The organism is Brevibacterium sp. CSND-B09 (assembly GCF_052906525.1).
The window spans coordinates 1,507,010-1,532,659 of sequence record NZ_JBREGI010000001.1 but is presented as its reverse complement, the minus strand read 5'-3'; the positions used below and the strand labels follow the sequence as shown (position 1 = coordinate 1,532,659).

The following is a 25,650-nucleotide window of genomic DNA, read 5'->3' as shown; positions in this document are numbered from 1 at the left end:
CCGGGAGGACAACGCGCTTGCAGAGCAGATCAGGGTGACTGTCGTCGGTCAGCCGATCGCAGAAGAATTCGTCAGGCGCGCTGTCAGGCGCTGCGGTGACGAATAAAGAAGCAAGGCGCAGTCATTGCGCTGCTGTTCAATGTTCCCATGCGGAACAAGATAGCACAGGGAGCTTTGCCGAGACCAGGGTTCGGACAAAATCGCCCTGCCGACTTCGTGTGGAAGTCGGCAGGGCGGACGTGCGGATGCGTTCGAAGCCGTGTGTCGAACGGAGTCCGGCGAACGCGTGTGAGCGTTCGTGCCAGTGGGTCAGCCCATCATGGTGCGCAGGGCGATGACGCCGACCGAACCGATGACCGCTGCGGCCGGAAGGGTGATGATCCAGGCCAATGCGATCGGCTTCATGAGCTTCCAGTTTGCCGAACGGTTGACCAGGCCGACGCCGATGATCGCACCGATGAGGATGTGCGTCGACGACACCGGCAGACCGCTCACCGAGGCGGCCATGACGATTCCCGCGGCAGCGAGTTCGGCGGCGAATCCGGAGGCCGGGTGGATCTCGGTGAGGTTCGTGCCGACCGTTGCGATGACCTTGCGGCCGATGAACCAGAGACCGACGATGAGGGCGATGCCGCAGGTGAGCATGGCTGCGAACGGCACGCTCGCCTCGCCGCTGATGCTGTCGGTGCGGAGCACATCGAGGACGGCGGCGAAGGGGCCGACGGCGTTGGCGATGTCGTTCGAACCGTGGCTAAAGGCGAATGCTGAGGCGGTGAACACCTGCATCCAGGAGAACAGGATGTACGTCGCACGGGGCACAGTCTGCTTGCGCAGGGTCTTGGCGAAGACGAACACTGCCAGCCACACGGCCGCGCCGATCATCGCCATGATGAGCAGACCGCCGACCGTGGTCACGCTCATGTCGAGGTTCTTCAGTCCCTTGAACAGCAGCATTGCGGTGATGATGACAGCGCCGACGGCGGCGATGAGGGGAACCCACCGCTGCAGGGCCGAGTGCGTGCCGATCGATCCTCCCTCGGCGGGGGCATCCTCGGCGGCGGCGTCGATCTGCGCGTCGACGGATCCCTCGGCTGCGGAGACCGGGGCGAGCATATGCGGCTTCAGCGTGTGCGACAGCGACTTGCCGAGCACGTATTTCTTGATCAGCCCGTAGATGACGAATGCGGCGAGTCCGCCGAGGGCAGGAGACAGCACCCAGGAGATCGCGATCTGGCCGACCTCGGACCACTGCACCATGGCGAATCCGCCGGTGCCGGTGACGAATCCGATCGTCAGTGATGCACCGATGATGCCGCCGATGATGGCATGCGTCGTCGACACCGGCCAGCCCATCCGCGTCGCTACCAGCAGCCACACTGCCGCGCCGAGGAGGGCCGCCATCATGATGAACGCGAAGTCCATCGGGTCGATCGCCACCCCGCTGAGGTCGACGATTCCGCTCTTGATCGTGTCGGTGACATCACCGCCGGCCAGAAGCGCGCCGCTGACCTCGAAGACCGCGGCGATGAGCAGTGCCTGCTTCATCGTCAGGGTGCCGGCGCCGACGGAGGTGCCGAAGGCGTTGGCGACATCGTTGCCGCCGATGTTGAAGGCCATGAAGGCGCCGAAGATGACCGTGGTGATGAGCACCATGCGGGGTGCGTCCCGGCCCACGAAGTCGAGCGACCACAGGGTGAAGGCGATGAGGGTGATCGCCATCAGGCCGCCGAAGGCCAGATGCCAGAGGCGGTCGTTGCTGCGGCCGACGGCAGGTGGCGGAGTGTGGCGCTCCGGTGCCAGAACCTGGGTCATTCGTTCTCCTCGCGAATTTCAGTCGATGTGGCAGTGTCTGTCTGCCTCCATGATTCGCAGGGCGGATGACCGCCAGGTTACGGAGAAGATGAATGCACGGTTAACTCCGATTCCGAGACTCACGAAATGCTCATGCACACTCGGTACTTTTCGCCTTCCGTTCACGCAATGTTCCAGGTCAGATGCTATATGAGTCAATCTTCGTGGGAAGAGGGCGCTTGGGTGTGTAGGAGTCGGAAAGTCATGTTGTGACAATGACCACTTCGGGCCGACTTTGGTGCGTGAGTTGGTGTGCTGTAGGCACGTGACAGAGCCCGGACCCGCAGCTGTGCGGATCGGGGCTCTGTCGAAAGGGGAAAAGCTCGCCGAGGCGGCCGGAATCAGTCGATGATCTCCCCGCGGATGACATCGCCGCCGCCTTCATCGGGGCGATTGCGGTGCGGATCGGATTTCATCTGCCTGTCGACCTTGCGCAGTCGACGGCCCAGAACGATGAGGGCGATGCCGACGAGGATGATGAACCCGGCGAGGGTGAAGATCAGCGCGGTCACTCCGGCGCCCGGTGCGAAGAGGAAGAAGCCGCCGAGTATGATGCCGAGGACGCCGATGACGGTGAGCGCCCACCAGGTCCTGACTCCCATCCGACGGATGAAGAAGGACATGGTGAGCGCGAGGAAGCTGAAGAAGATGATGGCGAATCCGGTCAGCACGGTGACCATGGACGCGAACAGCATCGGGGTGAAGAAGATGAGCGCACCGAGGAGGATGAGCAGGACCGCGCGTGTGACCATGCTGCCGGTGCGGCCTCCCTGCGGTGCGAAGACGAGGGAGGAGACGGCGATGACGGCGAGCCAGCAGGCGAAGATCCGCACGACCACCTCGGCGGAGGTGCCTGGCCAGACCATCATCAGCGCACCCATCACGAGGGCGATGACGCCGTTGACGATGACTGTTCTTCCAGTGCGCTTGAGGTCCATGCCCACAGCCTAGTCCTCCGGTTTGGACAGACGCTGAAGACGGCGCCGGGGGCGGTCGGTGGGCGGATCCAGGGCGGTCACCGGCCGGGGTGCGACGGTTCAGGCGTGCCCGAGGTGCTCCTCCTGATCGGCGGAGTCGGATCGTGCGGCCGAATCCGAGGTGGTCCGCTCCTGCTCCGGCATGTCCGAGGTGACACGCTCCTGCTCGGGCATCAGCCCGGTGAGCTTAAGCGATTCGGACATGGCTTGAACGATGGCGTCGAGGTCAGCCGGGGCACTCGACGTCGTGTCCGATCCGGACCGGTCGGCCGCCTCGGCGGGGGTGTCCGTGGTGGGTGTGACTCCTGCTTCCGTGGTCGACTTCGCGCCCGCCTCGGTGGTGGGAGGAGCAGTCGGGGTGTTGTTCTCGAGGAAGCGCAGGAGCTCGACGGGGAAGGGCAGGACCAAGGTCGAGTTCCGTTCGGCGGCCACCTCGACGATGGTCTGGAGCAGACGCAGCTGCAGGGCGGACGGGGTGTGGGCCATGGCCTCGGAGGCCTTGGCGAGCTTGTTCGAGGCCTGCAGTTCACCATCGGCGATGATGACGCGGGATCGGCGTTCGCGTTCTGCTTCGGCCTGGCGCGACATGGAGCGTTTCATCGTCTCCGGCAGGGCCACGTCCTTGATCTCGACGCGGTCGATGTGGACGCCCCAGTCGACGGCGGGGCTGTCGATCATAATCGCCAGGCCCTGGTTGAGGCGCTCGCGGTTGGTGAGCAGATCGTCGAGTTCGCTCTGGCCGATGATCGAACGCAGCGAGGTCTGCGCGACTTGGCCGACGGCGAGCTGGTAGTCCTCGACGTCGACGACGGCCTTGCGCGGGTCGACGACCTTGAAATAGATGACGGCGTCGACGCGGACGGTGACGTTGTCGCGGGTGATGCCCTCCTGCGCGGGGATCGGCATGGTCACGATCTGGAGGTTGACCTTCTCGAGTTTGTCGACGAAGGGGACGATCGCGGTCATTCCGGGCGGACGGGGCTCGGCGTTGACTCTGCCGAGGCGGTAGACCACCCCGCGTTCGTACTGCTTGACGATCTTCAGGCTGTTACCCAGCGTGATTGCTCCGAGTGCGACAAGTGCGGCGAGGATACTGAGCGCCAACATGTCGAATCGCCTCCTTTGACGATTGACTGTCTGGTCTATTCTACGCCTGTGCGGTTGGGAAAGACCGGGTTCGGAGGGAACGCGGAGGGGAGGTGGAGTCAGGCCTCTCGGGCGAGCAGTCGTTTGCCGGCCGGGTAGGCATCCAAGGCCTGGGGGAGGCTGACGCGTCGGCCGGACGCGAAGGTTGCGAGCACGCGTCCGGTGCCGGGCTGATCCTCGCCGACTCCGGCGGGTTCGAGGCCGATGCGGCGGAGCGTCTGTTTGGCCACCGGCATGGGGGAGTCGAAGACGGTGAGGGCTCCGGCTCGGGCTGCCATGATGCGGTCGGCGACGAGTCCGTAGTGGGTGCAGCCGAGCACCACGGTCTCCATTCCCGGTCCCATCCGGGTGAAGGCATCCTCGATGGCGGTGTCGATCTTGTCCAGGTCGGCGGCGTTGATGGCCTCGGCCAGTCCGGGACAGGCGATCTTGGCCACGTGCAGGTCCGCGGCGAAGGAGTCGATGAGGTTCTGCTGATACTCGCTGCCTGTGGTCGCCGGCGTCGCCCAGATCGCGAAGTCCTGCCCGGTGCCGGCAGCCATCTTCACGGCGGGCACGGTGCCGATGACGGGGATGGCCGGTTCGTAGCGGGCGCGGACGGCCTCGAGGGCCTGCACCGAGGCGGTGTTGCAGGCGATGACGATGGCGTCGGGCTCCCATTCGGCGAGCACTCCGGCCGAATGCAGGGCCCGCTGTTCGAGGGTCTCGGTGCTCAGGCTGCCGTACGGGGTGAAGTCCGGGTCCATGGCGAGGACGAGGTCAGCGTCGGGGGCGAGGTTGAACAGCGCGTCGGCGGTGCCGAGGAGTCCGAGTCCGGAATCGAGCAGGCCGATGCGCGTCATGAAGTCCCCTTCGGGTCGGATGTCGTCGATGCCTTGGTCATTGGGCCGCCGGGCTTGGTGTCGATGGTCCTTGGAGCGTCGGTCTTGGGGTAGGCGAACTCCCGGATCTCCTTGAGATGGGCTTTCGTCAGGCCGTGGGCGAAGTCCGGGGCAATGAGCTTGAGGCGGTTGGGTGAGTAGTGCTTGAGGAAGTAATCGCGGGTGGCCGGCCACGCCAGGTCGTCGTCGATCCAGATCGCACGCCCGTGCTCGTGGGTGGCCAGCCAGTCCTCCATGGCCCGGGCCTTCCACCACTGCTGCGGATCGTGAGCGAAGCGGTTGTGCGTCTCATCGGGCATTTCGATGACGTCGAAGGAGTTGCGCAGACCGAATTTCGGTTCGAGCTCGGACTTGCATCGCTGCGACCAGGTCGACAGCCAGACGACGTCGACCTCATGGGTCTCGACGATGCGGTCGAAGAATTCGACGACGGACGGCCGGTAGTGGAGTTCGTAGTGCCACGCGTGCAGCTTCTTTCGCCCCTCGGCCATGCCGCGCAGCTTGGGCACCGGGTAGGAGTTGAGGACGCCATCGACATCGAGGAAGACAGTGACATGGCGAGCCTGCCTGCGCGCCGATACCGGCGCCGAGGATGCTGCAGCCATCATTCCTTCCCGTGAGCTCAGTCGTGCGGCCCTCTGGTGGGGCCATTCGCGCGCTATTCTGGGGGCAGATCGCGCCGCCCGCACCAGATGAACACAGACGAGTTTACCGCCGAGAGCGTCAGGAGGCCGAGTCCGTGTATCGCGAAACCCGGATCCCGCGCCTGCGGGCGAGCCTGTGGGTCTCCGTTTCCGACAAGGCCGATTCCCTCGCCGAGGCGGCTTCCTCCGTCGAGGCGGCAGACCCTGATCGTGGGAACACTGCCGCCGGTCTGGCTTCCGGGCCGACTGTCGCACCTGCCGCGGCTCCATCGCTCATCGTTCCCGACGGGTGCATGGATCTCATCGTCATCGATTCGCAGATACTCATCGCCGGCGCCGATTCCACGGCACGGATGTTCCACGGTTCGGCTGCACCGACGGTGGGCCTGCGATTCGACTCCGGCGTGCTTGCGCAGCTGTTGACCACCTCGGCGGGGGAGCTGGCCGATCGGGTGACGCCCCTCGACGCTGTCATCGGCGGCCGGCATTCAGAGGTTCGCGCTGTCGGCGAGGGCGGGGCCGCCTCGGTGACGGGAGTTGCCCGGGTGCTGCTCGACATGGCTGGCGGTCTGACGGACCGAGCCATGCTGGATCCGCGTCCGATGGCCTTGGCTCGGGCCTTGGACGTGCGCTCGAATTCGCCGGCCCAGACCGTCACCGAGGCGGCCGCGGAGTTCGCGTATTCACCGCGGCAGCTGCGCCGGCTGAGCGCGGAATGGTTCGGCTACGGACCCAAGCACCTGGCGAAGATTCTGCGCTGGCGGGCCGCGCGAGACCTCATCGATGCGGGGCGGTCGCGGACAGCGGCAGCGGCCGAGGTCGGGTATGCCGATGCCGCTCACCTGCGGCGGGACGAGCGCTCGCTCATCGGGTGAGGGCGCACCCGGCGTTCGTCCTGTAAGTTCGTCCCTACCCAGAACTACCCGACGGCGGCCCAGCAACCTCGCGCCAGGTTGCTGGGCCGCCGTCGGGTAGCAATTAGGAGTTGAGGGCGGCGAAGAGGTCGACCGTGTTGCCGTCGGGGTCGGAGACCACAGCGTAGCGCTGTCCCCAGAACGCGTCCCAGGGTTCGTGGACGATTCCTGCCACGGGATCGCTTCCCCCGTCGCCGCGCCCGGTGAGCTTGGCGAATGTCGCATCGACCGCCTCGGCGGTGGAGCAGTCGAAAGCCAAGGACATCTTGTTTCCGCCGGTCGGGCGGGTCCATTCGGGATCGATGCCGAGGACGACCGCCTCGGTGTCGAGGAGGATCCGCAGGGATCCGGAGGAGAACTCGGTGTGTGGGGCGTCCGGGCCGCCGTCGGCGAGTTCGAGACCGAGAGCGGAGTAGAAGGTGATGGCGGCGGGCATGTCTGCGGTGATGATCGAGATCGCGTCGAGTTTCATGACTTCAGACTATGCGGACGGGTGCGGTGCCGGCTTGAACGAATCGGCCATGATCGCGCGTTCCTCTGGAGATTCTCGCTGCCGTTGGGCTGGAGATGCTCTCACACTGGGTGGGCTGAATGGCCACGCCCGCCTCGGTTTTGCGTGACTGTTTCTCCCACCTACGCCAATCGTCGGGCCTCAGTCCTGCAGGTAGGGTTCGAAGACTGCGCGCAGCTCGGGCGTCAGCGGAGTGGGCTTCTGCGAGTCCCGATCGATGTGGACGAGCACACAGTCGTGGTCGAAGACCTGACGTCCGTCCTGGTCACCGCGGGTGTTGACGGTGAACGAGGAGTTGCCGAGCTTCTTCACCGTCACCGTCATCTTCAGTTCGGGGCCGTACATGACGGGCACGAGGTAGTCGATGGTCTGGCGGGCGACGAGCAGTCCGCCGCCGGTGATGTGTCCGGCCCGGATCTCGTGCATCCAGCGCACGCGGCATTCCTCGATGAGGGTGATCATCCGTGCGTTGTTGACGTGGCCGAGCAGGTCCTGATCCGACCAGCGCACTTCGGGTGAGAGTTCGAAAGTGGCCATGACTGCCTCCGGGAGCTGATTGGGACGGTGACTTAACGAGCGTTCTACAGTTAACCAGGTGCTCGGTGGCAACGGAAATCTCGCGTCTGCCGTTACGGGGAAGACTAAGCTATGAAGCGAACGCAGGAGTCCAGGTGCGGCCGACTGAGCCGGCCGTAAGGGAATGGTTCGGTATGGAATCGAAGAACGCACTGGTCATCGAAGACGATGACGATATCCGCCGGCTGCTCGAGGTCGTGCTGGAGCAGAGCGGATACAGCGTCGAATCGGTGGCGACGGGCAAGCTCGGACTCGAACTCTTCAACGAAGCCGAACGCACACTCATCACCGTCGACCTCGGACTGCCCGATATCGACGGTCTTGAACTCCTGCGGCAGATCCGACCCCGCACCGTGGCGACGATCGCGGTGATCAGCGCCCGGGCGACGCAACGTGACAGCGACGCCAGCCTCGACGCCGGAGCCGACGCGTTCCTCACAAAACCGTTCAAACCACGCGAGGTCCGCGAGTTCCTGCAGGCGATGGACGAAGAGTGAGTCGACCGCGCTGATCGCCCGGTTCAGTGGCTGGGTGCCGGTGGGCAGCGCAGCCCGGATCTCAGTGCTGACCGCGGGTCGGCAGATCGAGGAAACGGGAGCGGATCTCGACGATCGTGTCGTCGCCGACCCGGGACAATCGCGGCAGTGCAGCACGTGCGGCATCGAACTCGCGGCTCTCGACCAAGGTTGTGAAGTCTTCGGCAGCCACCTGCAGTCGGCGTGCTCCGACCATCGTCGACGACACCCGGATGCTGGCAATCGCATCGCTGGTGGCCAGCACGTCCTCGGCGGCCACGGCCTGCTGCAGATTCGCCAGACGGCGCGGCCAGATGAGGGCGAACCGGGACACGATCTCCTCGGCGTACTCGTCCCTGCCTTCGAGCTCCTCGGCGAGTTCGGTGAGGCTGTTCTGGTCGAGCAGCGGAACGACTTGCAGTGCCGCCGGGGTGAAGGTCGAGGTGACGAGCACGTCGTCGGCGTTGCGCTTCGTCTTCGCCCACGAATTCCGGCCGGTGACCATGCGGGCGATCGCGCGGGGATAGTAGAAGTAGGTGAAGTAGACGTAGACGAGGTACCCCAATCCCAGCAGCACCGAGGCGGTCCGACCGATGGGTTCGGGCCCCCACCGTCGGTAGAGCGGGCCCCACAGGGCATAAGGGAGAACGACGAAGACGAGCCCGGTGAGGACGATGATCCAGGTCGCGGCATCACTGACGAATCCGAAGAATCCTTGGGCGATCGCGACGGCTGTGACGATCGGGATGAGCAGGAGATTGAGCATCATCAACCACGGTTGGCTCATGAAATAGTGGATCTCGACGAACCCTGGGAACCTCAGGACGCGGCTCCTGCGCAGAGCAGGCAGATTAGATGCGCACTCCATGATTCCCTGTCCCCACCGCGTGCGTTGCGTGAGGAGTCTGCGGAAATGGGGCAGTGCCTCCTGGGACACATGGGCCTGCGGGAAGTAGCCGTTGCGGAATCCGCGGGTAAGGATATTGAGCCCGAGCTCGTAGTCCTCGCTGAGCTTGTTTCCCCACGGTTCTCCATGGTCGTCGGTGAGTGCGTCGAGGACGGTGAGGCGAGTGAACTGTCCGTTGCCGCCCATGCCGACGGTCCCAGTAGTCACCCGCAGCTGCTGCATCGCCGAGTTCGAGGTGCGGAACTCGATGTCCTGCATCCGGATGAGGAACCGGCCGAGGAGGTTGAGGAACCAATTGCGTCCTGGACGCGGCCGCTTGTCGCCGCGGTTCTTCATCCACACTTCGAGCTGCGCCGCGCCGAGGGTCTCGTCTCCGAAGCCAGTCGGGCCCGAGAGCACTGACAGGGCGTTGTCGGAGAGGAACCCGTCGGCGTCGAGGACTCCGATGACGGCGCGGGCACGGTCGGCGGAGTCTGCGCCGACGAATCCGGACACCGAGCGATAGGCCGCGTTGAGCGCCTTCCCCTTGCCCGTCCGTGCCTCGGGCAGGACCCGGGAGATGAGGTGGGTGCGGTCGTCGACGTCCATGATGTCGGTGACGATGGCGGCGGTGGCGTCCTCGCTGGCGTCGTCGATGACCCAGATGTGGGCCTCGGGGAATGAGGTCCGCGCGGCCGAGACGGTCTCGGCGATGACGGATTCCTCATCGCGGCAGGGGATGAGGAAGTGCCAGGTGAAGTCCGTGGGGTCGCCGGGGTCGACGGCTTTCTGCCGGACATAGGAGATGAGCAGCAGGCTGACATAGGCCAGTGAGAGCGAAGCCGTGATGGTGATGGTGATGAGCGCGATGTCGAACCACCAGTACTCACCAAGGCGCCCGAAGGATCCGGAGAAGCAGAAGATGTAGGCCGCGAGAACCCCATAGACGAGGGAGAGCAGCACCGCGATCGGACCGATCTGTCTCGTTGAGGACTGGCCGTCGTCTCTGGTCACAGTCGGGCTCCTTCGTTTCGGGTCACAGTCGAGCTCCTTCGTCTCGGGAGGGGATGCGGACGCTGAATGTGCTGCCGGTGCCTTCAATCGAGGACACCGTGATCGTTCCCCCGTGTGCGTCGACAATGCCTTTGACCAGGGAGAGTCCCAATCCGACGCCCCGCTGACTGGAGGCCCGGGCGGCGTCGCCGCGGAAGAACGCCGTGAAGAGCTGATCGACCTCGCGGGCAGGCATTCCTGCCCCGTCGTCGACAACGTCGAAACCGATGCCGAGCGCATCAGAGCGGGTTCGGACGGTGACGCGATGTCCGGGCCCGGAGTATTTGATGCCGTTGACCACGAGGTTCGTCAGCACCTGCGTGATGCGCTTTGAATCGGCGGAAATCGTCGGGGAACCCGCGGACTCGACGGCGAGTTCGACTTTCTGGTCGGCGGCCGTCGAGCGAAGCTGTTGGACGACGTCGTGGATGAGCGGGGCGAGTTCGAACTCGGTGATGTTCAGTTCGAAGCGGTTCGACGGTGTCTGTTGGGCGCTGAGAATGTCCTCGACCATGGCGAGCAGCTGATCGGAGTTCCGTTGTACGACGGCCAGATATGAGGCTATCGCCGAGGCGGCTGCGCGGGAGCCGTTCTCGAGTTCGTCGAGTGCGAGGTCCGTATACCCCATGATCGAGGTCAGCGGAGTCCGCAGCTCGTGTGAGACCGAGGCGAGTATGCGCTCGCGGGCCCGGATGAGCTGTTGAGTGGATGTCACGTCCTGAGTGGTCACGATCGTGTGCGGGGCGATGCTCGGATGCCCCTGCCAACTCACCGAGGTGATCGACAGCGCCAGCTGATCGCCGCTTTGAGGACCGACCCAGATCAGTTCATCGTCGAACCGTTCTCCGCGGCGGGCACGGGCCACTGGTGACTCCCTGGGGTCGATCCGGGTGTGCCCATCGGCACCGAACATGTCCCCGTCGGCGATGGCGGACTCGTCGATGACAGAGTCTCCGGCGTCGGAACTGCCGATGGTGGTGTCTGCGTCCCCGGGACCATTCGAGGTGGTCCGAGCGCCGGCCAAGCGTTTGACCGTCGCGTCGAGGTGGGAGGTGAATGCGGGGTTCTTGAACGCGGTGTCCCCGTTCTCGTCGAAGACGATCACTCCGACGTCGACGCTGGCACCGGTGCCGCGCAGCAGCGCGCTTGTCTTCTGCAGATCGCTGGTCAGGCTCTGCTGCCGCTCAAGGGCCGCAGTCAGGCGCGTGTTCATCGAACGCAGGCGCGTCTCGAACCCGATGGTCAGCCCGGAGACGAGCACGACGGCCACGGGCAGGATGAGTGCGAGCACGATCCGGGCGGCATCGACCGGAGCATCTCCGCCGAACAGGCTCACTGGGGTGAGGGTGATGAGCACTGCCCCGAGTGCGATGACGGCGCCGCGTGTGCGGAAGCTTGTGACCAGCCAGACGACAGGGGTGAAGGCGAGGATCGACAGGCCCGCCCCGTCGGGGTAGGTTCCCAATCGGCACAGGCCCAGGGCGAGGAAGTCGAGCAGTGGGATCGCGAGATTCGGCACCCAGGGGCGTAAGAACTTCTCCGAGTAGACGGCACCGAGCGTGGCGATGACGAGCAGGACGGACCCCGATATGAGCCACTCGTGGCCCACTGCTGAATCCGGTCGCAGGGCGCTGAGCAGGGCTGCGCTCGCCCCGAGCAGGATCGCAAATGAGACCTGGTGGATGATCGTGAAGGCTTTGGTATCGCCGGCGATGAAGCCGAGGTAGGCGATGCGGACGAGCCGGTTCACCGCCGATCCGCCGATCGTGTCGAACTCAAGTGGACAGAGCGCACGACAGCCGCCTTTCGCCGCTTCCTGGAGACCCCCATTTGCGGAGGTCTTTGAGGAAACTATAACTGCGCTCAGCCGCGACGGCGGACGATCTCCTCGTTGACGGCTCCGACCACCTCGTGGAGGTCGCCGATGATCGCATAGTCCGCCCGCTGGACCATCGTCGATTCTTCATCGGTGTTGATGGCCACGAGCGTCTTCGCCCCCTCGATTCCGGCCATGTGCTGGATTGCTCCTGAGATCCCGCAGGCGATGTAGACGTCGGGGGAGATGCGGCTGCCTGTCTGGCCGACCTGTTCGGCGTGTGGGCGCCAGCCGAGGCCCGTGACCACACGGGAGACGCCCAGGGCACCGCCGAGGTGGTCGACGAGTTCGAGGACTTCGGCGAATCCGTTCTCCGAACCGACTCCGCGACCGGCCCCGACCACGGCCCTGGCCGAGGTCAGTCCGGACGCATCATCGGCGGCCTCGACCTCGGTGCGCTGGACACGGGTGGTCAGGTCCGCCTCGGCGACGGTGAGGTCATAGGCGTAGACCTCCGGGGTGATTGGGGTCGTCTCTTCGGGAGTGCAGGCGTGGCCGGCGATCGTGAGCACCTGCAGATCCCCGTCGAGGCGGAGGCGTTCGAAGGTGGTGCCGCCGTGGACCTGACGGAGCAGGCCCTCTGCGTCGGCGGCGATGACATTGGCAGCCATGCGGGCGCCGGTGCGGACCGCGGCGTGGGCCATGAGCTCCATACCGCGCGGGGTGCCCGAGGCCAACAGTGTGCCGGACTCCGGAGCGACGTCGACGATCGCCTGGGCCCACGCCGCCGCAGAATACTCCGCGAGATCCGGATGGTCGAGATGATGGATGACACCGACCCCGAGCCGCCCCAGCGACTCAACCGCAGCATCACTGAGCGGGCCGATCACCACCCCCTCCGTGCTACCTGACGGCGGCCCAGATACCTCGCGCGAGGTTGCTGCGCCCCCGTCAGGTAGTAATTGGGGGTTTTTGCGGGCGAAGGTGATGGCTTCGGCGGAGGTGAGTGTGACCTCGCCTGCCGGGTCCGTTTCGACGAAAACCATAGTCATGGCCGGATCACTCCGATCTCCTCGAGCACATCGACCAGGGCGGGAGCCGCTTCGGGGCCCTCGCCGAGGATGGTCACCGAACTCGCCTTCACCTCAGGCAGTTCGAGCCGGAGCCGGGGGCTGCCCATCCCCGGAACGGGCGCGTCGTATTCGACGACCTGGGCCTTCTTCGCCTTCATCCGCCCGGTGATCGAGGGATAGCGCGGATCGACCCCGCCCTCATGGACGGCGACGACCGCGGGCAGACCGAGGGAGAAGATCTCCGTTCCCACCGGTCCGATCCCGCGCGCCTCGATCCGCCCGGAGCCGCGCTCGCCGCCGCCTCCAGCCGCCCCGCCGACACTGATCGTCTGGATATTCGTGAGCACCGGGTACCCGAGGTCGTAAGCCAGGCGGATCCCGACCTGGAAATCGCCGGTGTCGGCGGCATCGTCACCGGTGAGGACGAGATCGAAGGTCTGCCCCGCCTCGGCGCGATCACGGATGACATCACCGATGACCTGCGCAATATCCTCGGGGGCGAACACGGACGGGTCGGCCGCCTCGACGAGGATGCCGTCGTTCGCTCCCACCGCCACGGCCGCACGCAGCTGCTCGACCGCCTCGGCGGGACCGAGAGTGAGCACGGTGACGGTCCCACCGGCCTGGGCCGCGGTCTGGATCGCGAGCTCGACAGCGCACTCCTCGTGTGAGGACATGGTGTGGCCGAGCCCGGATTCGTCGATCCCGGTGCCCGCGTCGTCGAGAGTGACGGAACCGGCGATATCGGGGACGCGTTTGATGCAGACGAGGATGTTCACGGCTACCTCCGGATGCACTCGTTGTCGGGGTCGAACAGCGGTGTCGAATCGACCGCTGCCACCGTCACGGGATAGAACTCCTCCATGTACACGACCTGCAGACGGTTGCCCAGCACCGCCTCGGCGGGTGGGAGGAACGCCATGAGCACGTGTTTGCCCAGGCTGGGAGCCGATCCCGCCGAGGTGACATAAGAGTGGCGACCGTGCCCGTCGATCAGCGGATCGCCGTCCGCGGAGACGATGGGTTCCCCGCCGAGCATGTACCGCTTCTCCCCGCCGGCACTCGTGTGATCGTCGACGGTGAGCGAGCACAGCACCGTCTTCGGCTCCTCCTCGCGGTGGCGCAGATACACGGCCCTGCCGACGAAGTCCTGGGACTTCACCTTCGGTCGGGCCATCCCGACCTCGACGACGCTGCGCTCGGAGTCGAGCTCGGCCCCGAATGCGCGGTAGCCCTTCTCGATCCGGCCCGTGGTGCCGTAGACGCCGAGTCCGACGGGGAGCAGTCCGTGCGCGTGGCCGGCGTCCATGAGCGCATCCCAGAGCTTCAGCCCCGATTCCATCGTTACGTAGAGCTCCCAACCGAGGTCGCCGACATAGGAGATGCGGGAGGCGAGCACCTCGAGCGAACCGATTTCGATCGTCTGGGCAGTGCCGAACTTGAATGCCTCATGGGAGACATCAGCACTGGTGAGGTAGCCGAGGATGTCGCGGGCTCGCGGTCCCCACAACCCGATCGTCGTCCACGAACTCGTGAGATCGGCGATCTGCGCCCCCATATCGGGCAGTCGGTCGGCGAACCATTTCAGATCGACCATTCCGTGGGCGGCACCCGTGACGACGCGGAACCGGTCGTGCGCCAGACGCATGATCGTCAGGTCGGAACGGAACCCGCCGTTCTCATCGAGGATCGGGGTGTAGACGACCCGACCGATGGCGACATCCATCTGAGCCAGGGCAATGTGCTGGACAGCGTCGAGAGCAGCCGGACCGAACACATCGAAGATGACGAAGCTCGAGAGGTCGACGAGCCCGGCACGCTGCCGCATGGCGAGGTGTTCGGCGTTGATGATCGGTGACCACCAGCGGGAATCCCATTCGGCGCTGCGGTCCATGACCGCGTCACCGAACTCCTCGAGCAGACCGGCATTCGACTGATACCACTGCGGCCGCTCCCACCCGCCGGCTTCGAAGAACACGGCCCCGAGATCGGCCTCGCGCTGCCACATCGGGGATCGGCGGACGTCACGGTCGCTGGCCCACTGCTCGCCGGGGTGGACGATGCCATAGGTCTTGTTGAATGCCTCCGAGGTGCGGGCGCGCACGTGTTCGCGGGTGCGCTGATGGGAGTGGAATCGAGCGATGTCGGCACCCTGCACGTCGATCTCCGGCAGTCCGTGCGTCATCCACTCGGCCACCGCCCGCCCGACGCCAGGACCTTCCTTCACCCACACGGCCGCCGCCGACCACAAGCCCTTCACCTGGGGTGATTCACCGAGGATGGGCGCCCCGTCCGGAGTCAGCGAGAGCAGTCCGTTGATCGCGTAGCGGATCTCGACGTCCGGATTCGACAGCACCTCGGGCATGAGCTCGACGGCCTGTTCGAGCTGCGGGTCGAAGTCATCCTCGGTGAACGGCATCTCCGTGGGGGAGAGCTTCGCCGCCTCGATCGAGGGAATCTCATCAGGGTCGTGGAGGATCGGCCGGTGGGCATAGGAGCCGATCTCCATGTCCGAGCCGTGCTGACGTTCGTAGCAGAAGGTGTCCATGTCCCGCACGATCGGAAACGAGATCTCGCCGGGACGCTCGGCCAGCTGCGGGACGGGCCCGACGCTGATCATCTGGTGGACCGCCGGAGTCAGTGGGATGGCCGCACCGGCCATGGCGGCGATCCGCGGGGACCAGACACCGCAGGCGATGAGGATGCGGTTCGTCGCGATCTCACCCTTCGTCGTGTATACGGCTGCGATCTGCCCGTCCCTGACATCGATGCCGGTCACCTCGGTGTTCGGGGACACGGTGAGCGCTCCCTTGGCTTCGGCGGATTCACGCATCATCGTGCCCGCCCGGACCGAATCGACGACTCCGACCGTCGGGGTCCAGAACGCACCGAGGATGATCTCGGGATCGAGGAACGGCACCTTCTCGGCGACCTCGGCGGGGGTGACGAGGGAGGATTCGATGCCCCACGAGCGTGCCGAGGCCATGCGCCGCCGCAGCTCCTCCATGCGCTCCTCGGTGCGGGCGACCTCGAAGCCGCCGGACTCGGTGAAGACCCCGAGTTCCTTGTACTGGCGCATGCTGTCGAGGGTGAGGTCGGTGATCTCACGCGAGTGGTCGACGGGGAAGATGAAGTTCGAGGCGTGCCCGGTCGAGCCGCCCGGATTCGGCAGCGGGCCCTTGTCGATCTGGACGATATCGGTCCAGCCGAGCTCGGCGAGATGGTGGACGAGGCTGTTGCCGACGATGCCGGCGCCGACAACGACGACGCTGGCCTGGGCGGGGACGGAAGCCATGAGCAGGCTCCTCTCTGAAGGCATCTTCGCCTTCACCGGCATCGTTGCGAATTATGCAACGATGCGCGCTATGTGGAACTGCGTACGATGATCGTCCTCCGCCGAGGCGGGAGTGTCAAGAGGTCGCTTGCGCGGTCATTGCGCGGTCGGAAGATCGCGTCGAACGACAGCGTCAGGGCTGAGCGGTCAGCTCTCGGAAATACCGCTGAGCGAACTCGGCGAATCGGGGACAGGCCGAGTGGGCGCCGCGGGTGTTCCACTCGATCGTGACGTCGACCTCGGGCGAATCGACGATCTCGCGATAGACCACCTCGGGGTGGGAGTGGGTGAATGAGGTCGCCGCCGAGGTGACTCCGACAGCTTTGTCGAGGACGACATTGACCAGCCATTCGTCTGTATTTCCCGCCATCAGCGGACGAGGCGCGACAGGTCGGTCGTCCCAGAGCCGCAGACTCGCCGTCGGCGAGACGGAGCACAGCGCCACCGTGCTGTGGGCGATCTGGTCGAGGCTCAGCTGAGGGCTGGCCGCGAGCGGGTTGGACACGGAGACGGCTGCGACGAGGGACTCGCGAAAGAGCGGCCGGCACTCTCGTCCCTCGGGTGCTTGTGGTTCACCGACGGCCCGTTTCACAATGGCGATGTCGATATCGGCCTTGGCCAATGCAGCGTCCAGATCGTCGGGTCGACTCGCATCGATCGGTGTCTGCGAGGTGGCCTGCCATTCCCTGATGAGCCCGTGCGTGTGCTTGCCCAGTCCCGCCCATGCCCATCCGAGCCGGAGGGGTTCGCGATCGTCGCCGAAGCGTTCGAGCAGCCGGTCGAGCCGGCCGACGAGGGACGCGGCCTCGACAGCGAACTCCATTCCCCGCTCGGTGAGCACGACGCTGCGGGTGGTCCGCTCGACCAGCGTCGTCCCCACAAGCTCCTCCAGCTGCGAAATCGTCCGCGACAGAGTCGGCTGAGTCGTGCCGAGCAGCGCGGCGGCGACCGTGAACGACGCGGTCTGATCGATGGCGACCAGGGCGCGGAGATGACGCAGCTCAACACTCATGCGCTCAGCGTATAGCGACCGATCTGGATTCTCCAGGCCGCGCGGAGAGGCGGAGTCCTTGGGAAGACCGAGGCACCCAGGGGGACCAGCCGTTCTGGCGGAGCGACAGCCTTTTCATGCGTCTCAGACATGAATATCCGCACAGAAGTATTTCTCTTCGCCTCCGAACGTGCCTAGGCTCGCAGCAGACCACCACACCAGCGAGACGAGGGAGACACCATGAAGGTACTCATCATCGGAGCCAAGGGACACGTCGGAACCGCGGCCGTCCGAGCGCTCGAAGGCAAGCACGAAGTCATTCAGGTCGGTCGGAGCACGGATCCGGCGGTCGATCTCGACGATCCGGCGACGATCGAGGCGCTGCTGAACGAGGTCGGTGAGGTCGATGCCATCGTGTGCACGGCCGGACACGTCCCGTTCAAACCCGTCACGGAACTGACCCGGGAGGACTTCGAGTCGGGGTTCTACGGCAAGACGCTCGCCCAGCTGGATCTGGTGCGCATCGGCCTGCCCCATGTCAGGGACGGCGGTTCGATCACCCTGACGACCGGGGTGACGGCCCGCGCCGCGATCCCCACCGGATCGGCGGCCGCGATGGCCAGTGGAGCCATCGAATCATTCGTCATGGCCGCCGCCGGTGAGATGCCGCGCGGCATCCGCATCAACGTCGCCAGCCCGACCGTTCTGGAATCGGCCACGCATTTCCACGACTTCTTCCCCGGGTTCCCGCCGGCCTCCGATGAGGCGGTGGGCAATCTCTACCGCCGCGCCGTCGAGAGCATCGACAGCGGCACCACGTACATCCTCGACTGACCACCTCCCCACCGAGGATGATCACACCATCGCCGAGGCGGGGCCGACGTCGGCGTGTCCGTGCCGATTTCGGCGGGTGTCGGCTTCGCAGGTGCCGATTTCGTGGGGTACCGACGTCGCGTGGCTCAGTGTTCGCGCCACCCGAGGCGGGCCGAGATGTCGGCGGCGGCCGAAGTGAGCAGGTCTTTCGCCGAGGCGACCTTGTCCTCGGTGAAGCGGAAGCTCGGTCCCGAGGCCGAGATCGACGCGATGACGTCCCCGTGAGCATTCCGCACGGGAGCGGACACTGCGGTCAGCCCGACCTCGAGCTCATCGACGACGAGCGAGAATCCGGTGGTGGCCACCTCGGCGATCTGGGTGAGCAGCTGCGCAACCGAGGTCACGGTGTGCGGGGTGTAGCGGGTCAGCTTCGCGCCCAGGGTCCCACGGATGCCGGCCTCGCTGAGGCCGGAGAGCAGGACCTTGCCGTTGGAAGTCGCGTGCAGCGGAATGCGCTGCCCGACCCAGTTGTGGCTCTGCACCGAGGCAGTCGACGAAGCCTGATCGAGGTAGAGCGCGGCACCGTCGGAGAGGACGGCGACGTTGATCGTCTCGCCGGTCGCCTCGGCGAGCATCTTGGTGATCGGGCGGGCTTCCTGGACGATGTCGAGACGCGCGGTCGTCGCTCCGGCGAGGCGGAGGATGGACAGGCCCAGACGATATCTGCCTCGGCGATGGTCCTGCTCGACGAGTCCGCGGGCTTCGAGGGTGGAGACGATGCGTGAAGCAGTCGACTTGTGCACGCCGAGTTCACCGGCGATCTCGGTGATCCCGGCGAGCCCCGTGCGGGCGATGATCTCGAGGATCGTCACGGCTCGATCCACGGATTGGACGCCGCCCGAGCCCGCATCTTTGTTGCTCATTTCGAAACTGTAACTCACGACGCGCAACCCGGCCAGAGTCTGAGGGCGTGGGGTAGGGTGAGTGCGGTCGGTGGGCCTCGATTCCGCCGACCCCCTTTCCCCGACGGAGCTGAGCACGATGAGCAATGGGACCCAGTCGATCGACCGGGCGGCAGAGATTCTGTCGTTGGTCGTGAGGTCCGACGACCCGATCTCCTACACCGAGGTGGTCGAAGAGACCGCATTGGCTCGGTCGACGGTCTCGCGCCTGCTCTCCGCCCTCGAACGCAACGGTCTGGTCGAACGCGACGGTGACGGCCTCTACCGCGGCGGATCGCTGTTCGCGACCTATGCTTCCCGCTTCGACCGAGTGGAGAACCTCGTCGCCGCAGCCGACCCGACCCTGCAGCGCCTCAGCGAGGAGACCGGTGAGACGGTGAACCTCGCCATGCCGGGACCCAAAGGAGTCGTCCAGGTCGCCCAGGTCGATTCGACGTTCGTCCTCGGCGCCACGAACTGGGCGGACGTGGAGGTTCCGCCGCACTGCTCGGCTCTGGGCAAGGTCATGTTCGCCTATGACGTCATCCCGCTGCCGACCGGCAGGCTCGAGCGGCGCACCGAGAAGACCTTGGGCTCACGCAAGGAGCTCACAGACGACCTCGACACGGTGCGCAAGCGCGGATTCGCCATCGTCCACGAAGAGTTCGAGATCGGCCTCGACGCTCTGGCCGCGCCGGTGTTCGGCATCGACGGAGACGTCGTCGCGGCCGTGGGAATCTCCGGACCGACGATGCGCATCGCCGAACACCACGACCGCCTCGGTGCGCTCCTCGTCGATGAGGCGGGACTGCTCTCGCGCAGTCTCAGACGCAAGGTCACCCACCGGTAGGGACGGTCGTACCCGGCGTCATGACACAGGATCGGTGCGCATCCGTTTCAGTTTGTACGGGTTGTTCACTTGTCGCAGGCCCATCACGCGGCCGGTGTCGTCGACCTCGACGGCCAGCACACGCAGATCACCGTCCTTGACGATTCCGATGCCCGCTTCGCCGTTGACAGCGATCACCCCTGTCACCTGCTGGCTGCTGGGATCGCTCGGATCGAATACCGCGGCGAAGAATCGGATGATCCGATCGATGCCGAACAGCGGATTCCGAGTGGCCGGGACCTTCCCTCCGCCGTCGCTCCAGAAGATCGCATCGTCGGCCAGCAGCAGACGCAGCGCCGAGCTCTGATCACCTGAGCGGATTGCGTCGACGAGGCGGTCGATCACCTGCCTGTTGCCCGAGCGCGGTAGGTCTCTGTCGAGGTCGAGCCGTCGTTCGGCTCTTGAAATCATCTGCCGGACAGCGGCGGCAGATTTGTCCAGGATCGAAGAGATCTCGCTCGCGGGGACGTCGAATGCTCGGGACAGAACCACGGCTGCCCTGGCTTCGGGAGTGAGCTGATCGGCCAGATGCAGCAGGGTCACCGACAGCAGCTCTCTGTTCGCCACGGCTTCATCGGGCAGTGCTTCGGTTGCAATCGGTTCGGGGAGCCACGACCCGGGGTACTCCTCTTTGACGCTCTCGAGATGCCGAGCCTGGTCGATCGACCGGCGGACGCAGACCGTCGTCAGCCACCCCGGCCAGGAACGCACTGTGCGGGTCCTGCCGGGGCCGGCGGACGGCTGAGTCGACGTGCCGGAAGGCGGCTGAGTCGAATGGCCAGCGGCACCGTCGGAACGATCGGCGGCACCCTTCCGCTCTTGGACGACCGCTGCGATGCCGACCTCGGAGACGATGTCCTCGGCCAGCCCGACGTCTCCGAGCATGCGGTAGGCGATTCCGAAGAGTCGCCCCCGGTGCTCTTCCCAGGCGCGGGTCGCCGGTGATTCGGTGTCAGGCGCGTTCACGTGCACCAATGTAGACCACCGTGGATTCTCAGTGGCGGCGGCTCACGACTGCTCGCCGTCTGCCGGTGATGCAGCAGACTCTGCCTCGGCCGGTGGGACTGTTTCGGTGCTGATCGCCAGGCGGTTCCACACATTGATCGTCGAGATGCCGAGCAGGAGGTCTCCCAGCTGCTCATCCGTGAAGTGGCGCGCCGCCTCTTCCCAGATCTCGTCGGTGACGGAGTCCGGTCCGATCTTCGTCACGGCGTCGGTGAGGGCGAAGACGCTGCGCTCGCGGTCGTCGAAGAGCGACCCGGTGTGCTGCCAGGCGGCGACGTTGACGACCTTGCGCGAGGAGACCCCCATGGCGATCAGGTCGCTGGAGTGCATGTCGACGCAGAATCCGCAGCCGTTGACGATGGAGGCTCGCAGCTTCACGAAGTCGTAGAGTTCTGTGCCGAGGGCTCGCCTGCAGTAGGAATCCATATGTGCAACGGAGGCGTAGGCCTTCTTGTTCATCTGGTCGAGGCTGATGCGTGCCATGGGGTCCCTTTCGCTTGATGCGTTTGCGGCGGGCGACTCTTCGGCCCGCCACCTACTGTGTCGGATGGGGATCCCATTGTGTGACACCGGAGCGACATCGGGTGATCGAATCGGCCCGATCGTCGCTTCTCACCACTCGATCACCACGCGGTCGAGACCTCTTCGGCGCCGCCGAGGGCCGCGAGCTGCTTGCGGCGCCAGACCTCGGTGTCCTTGATCTGATTGAACGTATAGATGTGCAGACCGGCGACGCCCATATCCTGGTCGTCGAGGACCGGGCCGATCTTGTCGAGGAACTTCCGCGGGTTGTATCCGCCGGGCTTGGCCATCCGCGTGAAGGTCGCCGTGTTCTTCCGCAGGAACCGCGTGGACTCTCCCACCCCGATCTTCGTCGCAACTCGGGCGAGCTTCGCCAGCTCCACCTTGCCGGCAATACCGAGGACCAGCGGCAGTTCGACGCCCCGTGCGCGAACCCTGGGCACCCAGGACGCGATGAGCGCCGGATCGAAGCACAGATTCGACACCAGGTGCGTGGCGTAATCGCGTTTGTCCCACATCGCCTGGATCGTCACATCGTCGGGGATGATCGGATGCGATTCCGGATAGGCGCTGACGCCGATGTGCTGGAACGGTGCGGCCATGGATGAGAGATCGACGAGGAGGTCGTGCGCACCGACGTATCCGCCGGCCGGGGGAGTGGCGTCCCCTGCGGGGACGAAGATCCGGTCCACAGCCGCCTCGGCGAGACGATCGACGATCTCCGTGAGCTCGGGTCTGCCGTGGATCATCCGTGCGGCCAGGTGGGGCACGGCGCGGAAGCCCAGGGCCTGGAGCTGTTCGGCCGTGGACAGCGTCGCCTCGAGGGTCAGCCCCGTCGACGCGGTCACCGTGATCTCGCGGCCCGGTGCCACGTACTCCTCGATGCGTTCGACGATCCCGGCCGTGGGCAGAACCTCGTAGCGGGCGGTGCTCAACAGCCTGCGCAGCGTTGACTGTGACATCCTCGTCTCCTTCTCGGAGGTCGATTCATGAAACTCGCATGTGCGAGTCCCTTGCGTCCCGGTGTGTCCGATCCTACACTCATTGTACCCATGATATGGGAATCAAGTTCCATAATATAAAACTGTGCAAGCAGGGGGAACACCATGGACAACAATGTCCCGTCAGTGGACCAAAGCGACAGAGAAGTCCCGATCAACCTTCGTCAATCCGGCCCCACCCCGGTCGAAATGCTCATCGACACCCGCGTCCGTAAGTCGCCCTATTGGGAGCTATCCATGCAGCAGGGCTGCTGGCGGGCGTCGATCTACAACCGGATGTACCACCCACGCGGCTACATCCCCCGCGACGAGGGCGGGATGATGGCCGAGTACCAGTCCCTCGTCAACGATGTGACCCTGTGGAACGTCGCCGTCGAACGGCAGATCCAGGTCAAGGGTCCCGACGCCGAGGCGTTCGTCAACTTCGTCATCACCCGTGACGCGACGAAGATCCCGGTGATGCGCGCCCGCTACGTCATCCTGTGCAACGAGGCCGGCGGCATCCTCAACGATCCGATCCTGCTGCGGGTCGGCATCGACGAATTCTGGTTCAGCCTCTCCGATACCGACCTCATGCTCTGGCTGCAGGGAGTCAACGTCGGCGGCCGGTTCGACGTCACGATCGCTGAGATCGACGTCGCACCCGTACAGGTCCAGGGCCCGAAGTCCGTCGACGTCATCGCCGACCTCGTCGGGGAGGAAGGGCGCACACTGCCGAGCTACGGACTCATGGAAGCTCAGGTCGGCGGCCGCGACGTCATCATCTCCCAGACCGGATTCACCGGTGAGAAGGGCTACGAGATCTATCTCAAGGATGCGACGAAGTACGCCGAGGACATGTGGAACGCCGTCCTGGAAGCCGGTGAGCCGTACAACCTCAAGGTCGTCGCTCCCAGCCACCACCGCAGGATCGCCGCGGGCATCCTCTCGTGGGGTCAGGACATGGACTTCGAGACGCTCCCGTTCCAGGTCAACCTGTCGTACCAGGTACCGCGGAAGAAGGAGGCCGACTATATCGGCAAGGCCAAGCTCGAAGAGGTGCGCGGGCTGATCGAGGCCGGAACTCCGCCGTATCGCACGCAGCTGGTGGGCCTGCTGGTCGGCGGCAAACCGATTACGGACTATGCGCCGGACTTCTGGCTCGTCTCCGCTGCCGCTGACGGTGAGGCGGTCGGGTACGTGACGTCGCCGTGGTATTCGCCGGAACTCGAAGCGAATATCGCAATGGCCCATGTGCCGGTGTCGGCAACCGAGCTCGGCACCGAATACTGGGTGCATCTGCCGGAGCCGTTCGCAGATACTCCCGGAGTCCCGGTTCGCGCCGAGGTGGTCGAGATGCCGTTCCGCCCGAGCGTGAACCCCAACCAGCGTGAGCGCCTGAAGACGCGCGGCCTCGACGCCGCAGTCTGAGCCGACTCCCGCTCCCCGAGACCGAGCGCGGTCGCCGTTGCGCAAAGCCGGCGGCCGCGTTCGCATGTCCGGATGCGCTCGGATATTCGGGCGCGACAGTCGGCTCAGAGCAGCGGCATCACGCACCGTTGGCGCCGAATCCTCCCGTTGGCACTGCCGGCCTCCCTCACCCGGAGTGGCTTCTCCTGCAGGTAGCAATGCACCCCTCACTCTCAGCGACAAACCACCCCGGTGCAAAGGGGCGATAGGTCGCTGAAGGTGAGGGATGCGACCGCCGGTGCGGATTGCGACTCACGGTGCGGTGTGCCACTAGTGGTGCGGGGTGCGACTCAAGGTGAGGGGCGGGGGAAGGTGCTGCGCCGCGGCGAAGCGGATCAGGACGCTTCGCCTCGGCGAATTATGGCGCCCCGGCCGCACCTCACACGGCGGCTCCCGCGATCACTTTCCGCGGAGGGCCTTGACCTTCGCGAGGAGTTCGTTCTCGGCATTGGGGCCGGCCTTGATGCCGGTGGGCAGCTTGATCATGAACCAGATGCCGACGAGCAGCCACACCGCGAAGCCGACCCACGACTGCCATGCCAGCTGCGCAGACACCGGGGTGATCGGAATGTAGAGGATGAAGAGGATGAACGTGAGCACCGATGAGATCACGCCGATGACCACTCCGCCATTGCGATCTCCGCCGATGCGCAGTGGGCGTTCCATGTTCGGTTCGCGCTTGCGCAGGACGAGGAAGCCGACGCTGACGAGGAAGTAGGCGATGACGATGGCGGGCGAGCCCGCGTCGACGATCCAGCCGAGCGCTGCAGTGCCGAAGAAGGGAGCGATCGCGGAGAGGATGCCGATGAAGATGATGGCATTCGACGGAGTGCGGTATTTCGGGTGGAGCTTGCCGAACCACTTCGGGATCATTCCGGCCGCGGCCATCGCCCACATGAGACGGGACGAACCCATGAGGAAGGCGTTCCACGACGTGATGATGCCCGCGAGTCCACCGGCGATAACGATCTTGCCCCAGATGTCCGAATCGAACATGATCGACAGCGCGTCTGCGGTGACGAGGTCATGAGTGCCCAGCTCGTCGGCTGGCATCGCCATCGAGGTGGTGCCGATGATGATGATGTAGAAGACGATGGCCATGATGACGGAGAGGACGACGAGCTTGCCGATCTTCGCCGGTGGCAGCTTGACCTCCTCGGCGGACTGCGGGATGACGTCGAAGCCGACGAAGAGGAACGGCACGACCGCCATGACGCCGATGAATCCGGCGCCGCCGCCGGTGAACAGCGGTTCGGTGTTCTCGAGGCTGCCGCCGACGAAACCGCCGGTGAGCAGCATGAGACCGACGATGATGAGGAACCACACGACGAAGGTCTGGACCATCGAAGCGAGCTTGACGCCGCGGATGTTCACCCAGGCGATGATGATGGCGGTGATCGTGCCGACGAGTGCCCAGGTGAGGTACACGTCGAAGCCGGCGACGTTCCAGAGCTTGATCTGCTCGAGGTTCGGGAACAGGTAGACGGCGGTCTTCGGCACCGATACCGCCTCGAACATGACGACGCTGATGTAGCCGCCGGTGATCGCCCATGATCCGAACAGGGAGACGCGGGGACCCATCGCCCGGATGAGATAGTTGTGCTCCCCGCCGGCATGCGGCATCGCTGCCACCATTTCCGAGTACACGGTGCCGACGAAGCACATGATGATGCCGCCGACGGCGAAGGCGATGATGGCGCCGAGCGTGCCTGCACCGTTGAGCCACTCCCCGGTGAGGACGACCCAGCCGAAGCCGATCATGGCACCGAATCCGATGAAGAGTGCGTCGACCGTGCCGAGAGCCCGGACGAAGCCGTGGCCTCGATCTCCGGTGACGGTCTGGGTTTCAGGTTGACTCATGA

The 25,650-nt window shown here is 65.4% G+C and carries 23 protein-coding genes; 5 read left to right on the top strand and 18 right to left on the bottom strand.

The window, feature by feature from the left end:
- Positions 1-309 precede the first annotated feature (309 nt).
- From ACU4IU_RS06990 to ACU4IU_RS06970, 5 genes are all read right to left on the bottom strand, one after another.
- Positions 310-1,812, bottom strand: a complete 1,503-nt coding sequence (locus ACU4IU_RS06990; protein WP_139469424.1) for an inorganic phosphate transporter — start codon at positions 1,810-1,812, stop codon at positions 310-312.
- 380 nt (positions 1,813-2,192) lie between these two features.
- On the bottom strand, positions 2,193-2,789 hold the full coding sequence (locus tag ACU4IU_RS06985) for an HdeD family acid-resistance protein (RefSeq protein WP_446656270.1): 597 nt from the start codon (positions 2,787-2,789) through the stop codon (positions 2,193-2,195).
- A 99-nt stretch (positions 2,790-2,888) separates the two neighbouring features.
- The gene (locus tag ACU4IU_RS06980; protein WP_139906713.1) at positions 2,889-3,935 is read right to left on the bottom strand and encodes a slipin family protein; all 1,047 of its coding nucleotides are present in this window, start codon (positions 3,933-3,935) and stop codon (positions 2,889-2,891) included.
- Between the two features lie 98 nt (positions 3,936-4,033).
- A complete protein-coding gene (locus tag ACU4IU_RS06975; protein WP_446656269.1) occupies positions 4,034-4,816 on the bottom strand; it encodes a glutamate racemase in 783 nt (260 codons plus the stop codon).
- Entirely contained in the window at positions 4,813-5,460 is a 648-nt protein-coding gene (locus ACU4IU_RS06970; protein WP_446656268.1) for an HAD domain-containing protein, read from the bottom strand. The genes ACU4IU_RS06975 and ACU4IU_RS06970 overlap by 4 nt, the downstream gene beginning before the upstream one ends.
- A 134-nt stretch (positions 5,461-5,594) precedes the next feature.
- Between ACU4IU_RS06970 and ACU4IU_RS06965 the strand changes: the two genes are divergently transcribed.
- Entirely contained in the window at positions 5,595-6,374 is a 780-nt protein-coding gene (locus ACU4IU_RS06965; RefSeq protein WP_446656267.1) for a helix-turn-helix domain-containing protein, read from the top strand.
- Between the two features lie 103 nt (positions 6,375-6,477).
- On the opposite strand, the gene ACU4IU_RS06960 is transcribed toward ACU4IU_RS06965, so the two are convergent.
- Positions 6,478-6,885 carry a VOC family protein gene (locus ACU4IU_RS06960; protein ID WP_172172471.1) on the bottom strand — a complete coding sequence of 136 codons (408 nt, stop codon included), beginning with the start codon at positions 6,883-6,885 and terminating at the stop codon, positions 6,478-6,480.
- A 180-nt stretch (positions 6,886-7,065) separates the two neighbouring features.
- Positions 7,066-7,461, bottom strand: coding sequence for an acyl-CoA thioesterase (locus ACU4IU_RS06955; protein WP_062860664.1), 396 nt, complete (start codon positions 7,459-7,461; stop codon positions 7,066-7,068).
- A 173-nt stretch (positions 7,462-7,634) separates the two neighbouring features.
- Between ACU4IU_RS06955 and ACU4IU_RS06950 the strand changes: the two genes are divergently transcribed.
- Positions 7,635-7,997, top strand: coding sequence for a response regulator transcription factor (locus ACU4IU_RS06950; protein WP_446656266.1), 363 nt, complete (start codon positions 7,635-7,637; stop codon positions 7,995-7,997).
- Between the two features lie 61 nt (positions 7,998-8,058).
- Here the strand turns inward: ACU4IU_RS06950 and ACU4IU_RS06945 are convergent, their stop codons facing one another.
- The 6 genes from ACU4IU_RS06945 to ACU4IU_RS06920 form a co-directional block, all read right to left on the bottom strand.
- Positions 8,059-9,915 (bottom strand): glycosyltransferase, encoded by a 1,857-nt coding sequence (locus ACU4IU_RS06945; RefSeq protein WP_446656265.1) that lies wholly within the window; start codon positions 9,913-9,915, stop codon positions 8,059-8,061.
- A gap of 22 nt (positions 9,916-9,937) precedes the next feature.
- The gene (locus tag ACU4IU_RS06940) at positions 9,938-11,704 is read right to left on the bottom strand and encodes an ATP-binding protein (RefSeq protein WP_446656264.1); all 1,767 of its coding nucleotides are present in this window, start codon (positions 11,702-11,704) and stop codon (positions 9,938-9,940) included.
- Positions 11,705-11,817: 113 nt separating this feature from the next.
- Positions 11,818-12,816: an electron transfer flavoprotein subunit alpha/FixB family protein gene (locus tag ACU4IU_RS06935; protein ID WP_446657580.1), complete on the bottom strand. Its 999-nt coding sequence runs from the start codon at positions 12,814-12,816 to the stop codon at positions 11,818-11,820.
- Between the two features lie 2 nt (positions 12,817-12,818).
- Positions 12,819-13,622, bottom strand: a complete 804-nt coding sequence (locus tag ACU4IU_RS06930; protein ID WP_446656263.1) for an electron transfer flavoprotein subunit beta/FixA family protein — start codon at positions 13,620-13,622, stop codon at positions 12,819-12,821.
- Positions 13,623-13,624: 2 nt separating this feature from the next.
- Positions 13,625-16,138: a GcvT family protein gene (locus ACU4IU_RS06925; protein WP_446656262.1), complete on the bottom strand. Its 2,514-nt coding sequence runs from the start codon at positions 16,136-16,138 to the stop codon at positions 13,625-13,627.
- Between the two features lie 172 nt (positions 16,139-16,310).
- Positions 16,311-17,189, bottom strand: coding sequence for a LysR family transcriptional regulator (locus tag ACU4IU_RS06920; protein ID WP_446656261.1), 879 nt, complete (start codon positions 17,187-17,189; stop codon positions 16,311-16,313).
- A 219-nt stretch (positions 17,190-17,408) separates the two neighbouring features.
- On the opposite strand from ACU4IU_RS06920, the gene ACU4IU_RS06915 reads away from it, so the two are divergent.
- Positions 17,409-18,002 (top strand): short chain dehydrogenase, encoded by a 594-nt coding sequence (locus ACU4IU_RS06915; RefSeq protein WP_139469412.1) that lies wholly within the window; start codon positions 17,409-17,411, stop codon positions 18,000-18,002.
- A 125-nt stretch (positions 18,003-18,127) separates the two neighbouring features.
- On the opposite strand, the gene ACU4IU_RS06910 is transcribed toward ACU4IU_RS06915, so the two are convergent.
- On the bottom strand, positions 18,128-18,904 hold the full coding sequence (locus tag ACU4IU_RS06910; protein ID WP_172172457.1) for an IclR family transcriptional regulator: 777 nt from the start codon (positions 18,902-18,904) through the stop codon (positions 18,128-18,130).
- A 118-nt stretch (positions 18,905-19,022) separates the two neighbouring features.
- Here ACU4IU_RS06910 and ACU4IU_RS06905 point away from each other — a divergent pair, with 118 nt between their 5' ends.
- The gene (locus tag ACU4IU_RS06905) at positions 19,023-19,772 is read left to right on the top strand and encodes an IclR family transcriptional regulator (protein WP_139906728.1); all 750 of its coding nucleotides are present in this window, start codon (positions 19,023-19,025) and stop codon (positions 19,770-19,772) included.
- Positions 19,773-19,790: 18 nt separating this feature from the next.
- On the opposite strand, the gene ACU4IU_RS06900 is transcribed toward ACU4IU_RS06905, so the two are convergent.
- From ACU4IU_RS06900 to ACU4IU_RS06890, 3 genes are all read right to left on the bottom strand, one after another.
- On the bottom strand, positions 19,791-20,777 hold the full coding sequence (locus ACU4IU_RS06900) for a sigma factor-like helix-turn-helix DNA-binding protein (RefSeq protein ID WP_446656260.1): 987 nt from the start codon (positions 20,775-20,777) through the stop codon (positions 19,791-19,793).
- 42 nt (positions 20,778-20,819) lie between these two features.
- Positions 20,820-21,299: a carboxymuconolactone decarboxylase family protein gene (locus ACU4IU_RS06895; RefSeq protein ID WP_446656259.1), complete on the bottom strand. Its 480-nt coding sequence runs from the start codon at positions 21,297-21,299 to the stop codon at positions 20,820-20,822.
- Positions 21,300-21,439: 140 nt separating this feature from the next.
- Positions 21,440-22,300: a methylenetetrahydrofolate reductase gene (locus ACU4IU_RS06890; protein ID WP_259358902.1), complete on the bottom strand. Its 861-nt coding sequence runs from the start codon at positions 22,298-22,300 to the stop codon at positions 21,440-21,442.
- A gap of 144 nt (positions 22,301-22,444) precedes the next feature.
- On the opposite strand from ACU4IU_RS06890, the gene ACU4IU_RS06885 reads away from it, so the two are divergent.
- Complete coding sequence (locus ACU4IU_RS06885; RefSeq protein ID WP_446656258.1) at positions 22,445-23,749, top strand: glycine cleavage T C-terminal barrel domain-containing protein; 1,305 nt, start codon at positions 22,445-22,447, stop codon at positions 23,747-23,749.
- 438 nt (positions 23,750-24,187) lie between these two features.
- On the opposite strand, the gene ACU4IU_RS06880 is transcribed toward ACU4IU_RS06885, so the two are convergent.
- Positions 24,188-25,648 carry an APC family permease gene (locus ACU4IU_RS06880; protein ID WP_181271270.1) on the bottom strand — a complete coding sequence of 487 codons (1,461 nt, stop codon included), beginning with the start codon at positions 25,646-25,648 and terminating at the stop codon, positions 24,188-24,190.
- Positions 25,649-25,650: the final 2 nt, after the last annotated feature.